Origin of the sequence: Phenylobacterium sp., from assembly GCF_031181185.1 — a bacterium.
GTDB lineage: Bacteria > Pseudomonadota > Alphaproteobacteria > Caulobacterales > Caulobacteraceae > Phenylobacterium.
Map to the genome: position 1 here is coordinate 1 of NZ_JAPSKZ010000232.1, position 4793 is coordinate 4793.

A 4793-nucleotide genomic window follows, 5' to 3' on the forward strand; every position below is an offset into this window, starting at 1 on the left:
CGTCAGGCCGGCCATCCGGAACGCCAGGCGCAGCCGGTCGGCGCGGCTCTTGGCGAAGGTGTCGGCGGCTTCCAGCAGCTGCTCCTGGCCGTTGCGGACCAGCTCGACGCGCTTCACCGGATTGGCCGTGCCGCCGGTCAGGGCCTTGTTGATGGCGGGCGTCAGGGCCTCGGCCGCGCCGGGCGCGCCCTTCAGGTCGGTGAGCAGCAGGGCGAGCGCCGCGTGGCGCTTTTCGATGTCGGCGGCCAGGTCGGCGTTGGAGCCGGAAGCGGCGTTCAGCTGGGCCAGCGCGCTGTCCAGGCGGGCCTGGCGGTCGGCGACGTAGCGCTCGGACTGGGCCTTGAGCTGGGCGATCTCACGGTCGGTAGCAGACGCCGACAGCAGGTTGACCAGCATGGCGGCGGTGCAGACGCCCATCCACAGCGCGCCACCGGCGACGACGCCGGCCAGCATCATCTGCTTGGACGAGGTGAGCACGAAGGCCTTCATGGCCCCGCCGGAGCGGACATAGAGGTGGCGCTCGGGAAACAGCTCCTCGAGCGAACGACGAAGTCGCGCCAAACGTGTCATGCGTTTCGCTGAAGCCCCCGCCCCTAGGAACGCAGCGATATGCGAACAAATTTTCCGGGCAGGCAAGACGCGTTGAGGTGTTTTTAACCAAAAGCGTCGCGAGGCCGCAGGCTGAACCCTCGACGCCGACTCGTAAACCTCGCGCCGAACAGATGTTCGGACAGCGGCGCCGGCGCCACAGTCGAGCTAGAGGGCCCGGACCGCCTCCAGCACCTGCTGGGCGTGGTTGGGCACCTTCACCTTGCGCCAGATCCGCACGACCTTGCCGTCCCGGATCAGGAAGGTGGAGCGGTCGATGCCCATGTACTTGCGGCCGTAGAGGCTCTTCTCCGTCCAGGAGCCGTAGCGCTCGATCACCGCGCCTTCGGGGTCGGAGCCCAGCTTCACTCCAAGGTCGTACTTGGTCGCGAACTTCTGGTGCGACTTCACGCTGTCCTTGGACACGCCGATCACCGTCGCGCCCGCCTTGGCGAACTCTGGGGCCAGCGCGGTAAAGTCCTGGGCCTCGCGGGTGCAGCCGGCGGTGTCGTCCTTCGGATAGAAATAGAGCACCAGCGTCTGGCCGGCGAAGTCGGAGAGGCGGACAGGGCCGTCCGCCGTCTCCAGTTCGAAGTCCGGCGCGGGCGCGCCCTCGGTTACGTCCGCCATCTCGTCTCCTTAGACCGGCTTCACCAGGACGATCTTCTTCTTGCCGGCGGCGAGCTTGACCACGCCGTCGACCAGGTCGGCCGCGGTGACCGTGCGATTGCCGTCGGTTTCCTGCTTGTCGTTGATCCTCAGGCCGCCGCCCTGGGCGAGGCGCCGGGCCTCGCCGCGTGACGAGGCCAGGCCCGCGTCGGCGGCGAGGGCGGCGAGCGCGATCCCCGCCTCCAGCTCGGCCTTGGCCACCTCGTGCGTCGGCAGGTCGCCCGAGAGGCGGCCTTCCTCGAAGGCGGCGCGGGCGGCGGCTTCCGCGGCCTGGGCGGCCTCCGCCCCGTGCAGCATGCGGGTCGCCTCGTTGGCCAGCACCTTCTTGGCCTCGTTGATCTCGGCGCCCTGCAGGGCTTCCAGGCGGGCGATCTCGTCGAGGGGCAGGTCGGTGAACAGGCGCAGGAACCGGCCCACGTCGGCGTCCTCGGTGTTCCGCCAGAACTGCCAGTAGTCGTAGGGGCTGCGCATGTCCGCGTTCAGCCAGACCGCGCCCGACATGGTCTTGCCCATCTTCTGGCCCGAGGCGGTCGAGAGCAGGGGGGTCGTCAGCCCGAACGCGGGCTTCTGCTCGACCCGGCGGATCAGCTCCACCCCGTTCAGGATGTTGCCCCATTGGTCCGACCCGCCCATCTGCAGGACGCAACCGCGGTTCCGGTTCAGCTCCAGGAAGTCCACCGACTGCATGAGCATGTAGTTGAACTCGAGGAAGGTCATCGGCTGCTCGCGTTCCAGCCGCAGCTTCACGGAATCGAACGCCAGCATCCGGTTGACCGTGAAGTGCGTGCCGTAGTCGCGCAGGAACTGGACGTAGCCGAACTTGGACAGCCACTCGTCGTTGTCCACCATCACCGCATCGGTGGGGCCGTCGCCGAACGTCAGGAACTTGGCGAACACGGTCTTGATCGAGGCGATGTTGGCCTGGATGTCGGCCTCGCTCAGCAGCTTGCGGGCCTCGTCCTTGCCAGTGGGGTCGCCGACCTTGGTGGTGCCGCCGCCCATCAGCACGATCGGCTTGTGACCGGCCTGCTGGAGCCGCCGCAGCATCATGATCTGGATCAAGCTGCCCACGTGCAGGCTGGGCGCGGTGGCGTCGAAGCCGATGTAGCCGGACACCACGCCCTTGGCGGCGGCCTCGTCGAGCTCCTCGGGATGGCTGATCTGATGGATGTAGCCGCGCGCCTGCAGGACCTTGAGGAAATCGGACTTGAAGGCGGGTTCGGACATCGGAGGACTCGCAGGGCTTGGGTGGCCGGGCTCTAGCACGGCGGCGTCGGCGATTTCGAGGGACATGCGGCGGAACTCCTTGGGATGAGGAGGCCGGCGCTGAAGGTCTCTTTGTCGGGAGGGCGCCGGCCGGGTGACGGCAGGCGCGAACGATCGGGCGCCTGCGCTAGGGCAGGCGGTAATAGCGGCCGGTGTTGCAGCGGCGTCCGATCATGGCGGCTAGCTAGCGGCCCTCGGACATGGCAGTCAAGCCGCATGCGGGTGCTGGGATTCATGACGGGGACCTCTCTGGACGCCGTCGACATGGCGGTGCTGGAGACCGACGGCGAGGCGATCCACGCCTTCGGCCCGGCCGGCGAGCGCAAGCTGACCGACGCCACGCGCGAGATCCTGCTCGAGGCCACGCACCAGGCGCTGAAGTGGCCCCGGGGGGCGCCCGAACCCGAAGTCTTCGCGCAGGCGGCCGAAGCGGTGGCGCGCGAGCATTTCGCCGCCGCGTCCTCGTTCGTGGAGGAGCAGGGACTCGACTGGTCGGAGATCGACCTGATCGGCATGCACGGCCAGACCGTCCTGCACGAACGGCCGAAGGACGGCGTGGTGGGGCGCACCATCCAGCTGGGCGACGCGGCCCTGCTGGCGAAGCTGACCGGCCGGCCTGTGGCGTACGACTTCCGCACGGCCGACGTGGCCGCGGGCGGGGAGGGCGCGCCGCTGGCGCCGATCTACCACCTGGCGCGGGCCCAGGCGTCGGGCCTCGAGGCGCCGCTGGCGGTGCTGAACGTGGGCGGCGTGGCCAACGTCACCTTCTGGAGCGGCGGGGACGAGATCGCCGCGTTCGACACCGGTCCAGGCAACGGGATGATCGACCTGCTGGTGCAGGCGCGCGGGGCGGGCCGCTACGACGCCGGCGGCCGCTACGCCAGCGTGGGCCGGCCCGACGAGGCGGTGGTGCGCGCGCTGCTGGCGCACCCTTACTTCGAGGCGCCGCCGCCCAAGTCGCTGGACCGCTACGACTTCTCGCTGGAGCCGCTGGAGGCGCTGCAGCTGGAGGACGCGGCCGCGACGCTCGTCGCCTTCACCGCCGAGGCGGTGAAGCGCGCCTTCGAGCTGATGGGGCAGGTCCCGAACGAGGTGATCGTCACCGGCGGCGGGCGGCACAATCCCGAGATCATGAAGGCCCTGTCGGCCCGCCTGCCGGCGCCGGTGACGGCGGCCGAGGACCACGGCTGGCGAGGGGATTCCATCGAGGCCGAGGCCTTCGCCTATCTGGCGGCGCGCGCGGCGCGCGGCCTGCCGATCTCGTTTCCGAAGACCACCGGCGTGGCGGGGCCCATGACCGGCGGCCGCATTGTCGAACCTTAAGTGGGGGAGTTCAGGATGAAGAGGCATTGGATCGCGGGCGCGGCGCTGGCGCTGGCGCTGGCGGCGGGCGCGCCGGCGTTCGCGCAGGACCAGTCCACTGGGCCGTTCGACGCCGCGGTGTTCGCCGCGGCCCAGAAGGTGCAGCCGAAGGTCGTCGCCTGGCGCCGCGACATCCACCAGCATCCCGAGCTGGGCAACAACGAGGTCCGCACGGCCAAGCTGGTCGCCGACCATCTGAAGAAGCTGGGCATCGAGGTGCGCACCGGCGTCGCCAAGACCGGCGTGGTGGGCGTGCTGAAGGGCGGCAAGCCGGGCCCCGTAGTCGCCCTGCGCGCGGACATGGACGCCCTGCCGGTGACCGAGCAGACGGGCCTGCCGTTTGCCTCGAAGGTGCGGACGACGTTCAACGGGCAGGAGACGGGCGTGATGCACGCCTGCGGCCACGACGCCCACGTCGCGATCCTGATGGGCGCCGCCGAGATCCTGGCCGGCATGCGCGACCAGATTTCCGGCACGGTGGTCTTCGTGTTCCAGCCGGCCGAGGAAGGCCCACCGGTGGGCGAGGAAGGCGGCGCCCCGCTGATGGTGAAGCAGGGCGTGCTCGAGAACCCGAAGGTGGACGCCATCTTCGGCCTGCACGTGGTGCCGGGCGAGGCCGGCCAGCTGCTGTGGCGGCCGGGCCCGATGATGGCGGCTTCCGACCGCTACGAGATCAAGCTGAAGGGCAAGCAGACCCACGGCGCCAATCCCTGGGCGGGTATCGACATCGCCTCGATGCAGGCCGAGATCGTGCTGGCCTTCAACCAGATCGCCGCGCGGCAGATCAACGTCACGCGCACGCCCACCATCCTGACGGTGGCCACGGTGCACGGCGGCGTCCGCTACAACATCATTCCCGACGACTTCACGCTGGCGGGCACGCTCCGGACGTTCGACCCGAACCTGCG

General features: G+C 69.8%; 5 protein-coding genes. 2 read left to right on the forward strand and 3 right to left on the reverse strand.

Annotation, left to right across the window (positions count from 1 at the left end; translation table 11 throughout):
- From RIF93_RS18710 to tyrS, 3 genes are all read right to left on the reverse strand, one after another.
- Positions 1-570, reverse strand: a 570-nt coding sequence (locus RIF93_RS18710) for a DUF5930 domain-containing protein (protein ID WP_309092964.1), incomplete at its 3' end; no start/stop codon positions are given.
- A 186-nt stretch (positions 571-756) separates the two neighbouring features.
- Positions 757-1218, reverse strand: coding sequence for a peroxiredoxin (locus tag RIF93_RS18715; RefSeq protein ID WP_309092965.1), 462 nt, complete (start codon positions 1216-1218; stop codon positions 757-759).
- A gap of 9 nt (positions 1219-1227) precedes the next feature.
- The gene (gene tyrS, locus RIF93_RS18720; protein ID WP_309092966.1) at positions 1228-2550 is read right to left on the reverse strand and encodes a tyrosine--tRNA ligase; all 1323 of its coding nucleotides are present in this window, start codon (positions 2548-2550) and stop codon (positions 1228-1230) included.
- Between the two features lie 189 nt (positions 2551-2739).
- Here tyrS and RIF93_RS18725 point away from each other — a divergent pair, with 189 nt between their 5' ends.
- Both RIF93_RS18725 and RIF93_RS18730 read left to right on the forward strand, forming a co-directional pair.
- Positions 2740-3846: an anhydro-N-acetylmuramic acid kinase gene (locus tag RIF93_RS18725; RefSeq protein WP_309092967.1), complete on the forward strand. Its 1107-nt coding sequence runs from the start codon at positions 2740-2742 to the stop codon at positions 3844-3846.
- Positions 3847-3861: 15 nt separating this feature from the next.
- A partial coding sequence (locus RIF93_RS18730; protein WP_309092968.1) for an amidohydrolase occupies positions 3862-4793 on the forward strand: 932 nt, incomplete at its 3' end.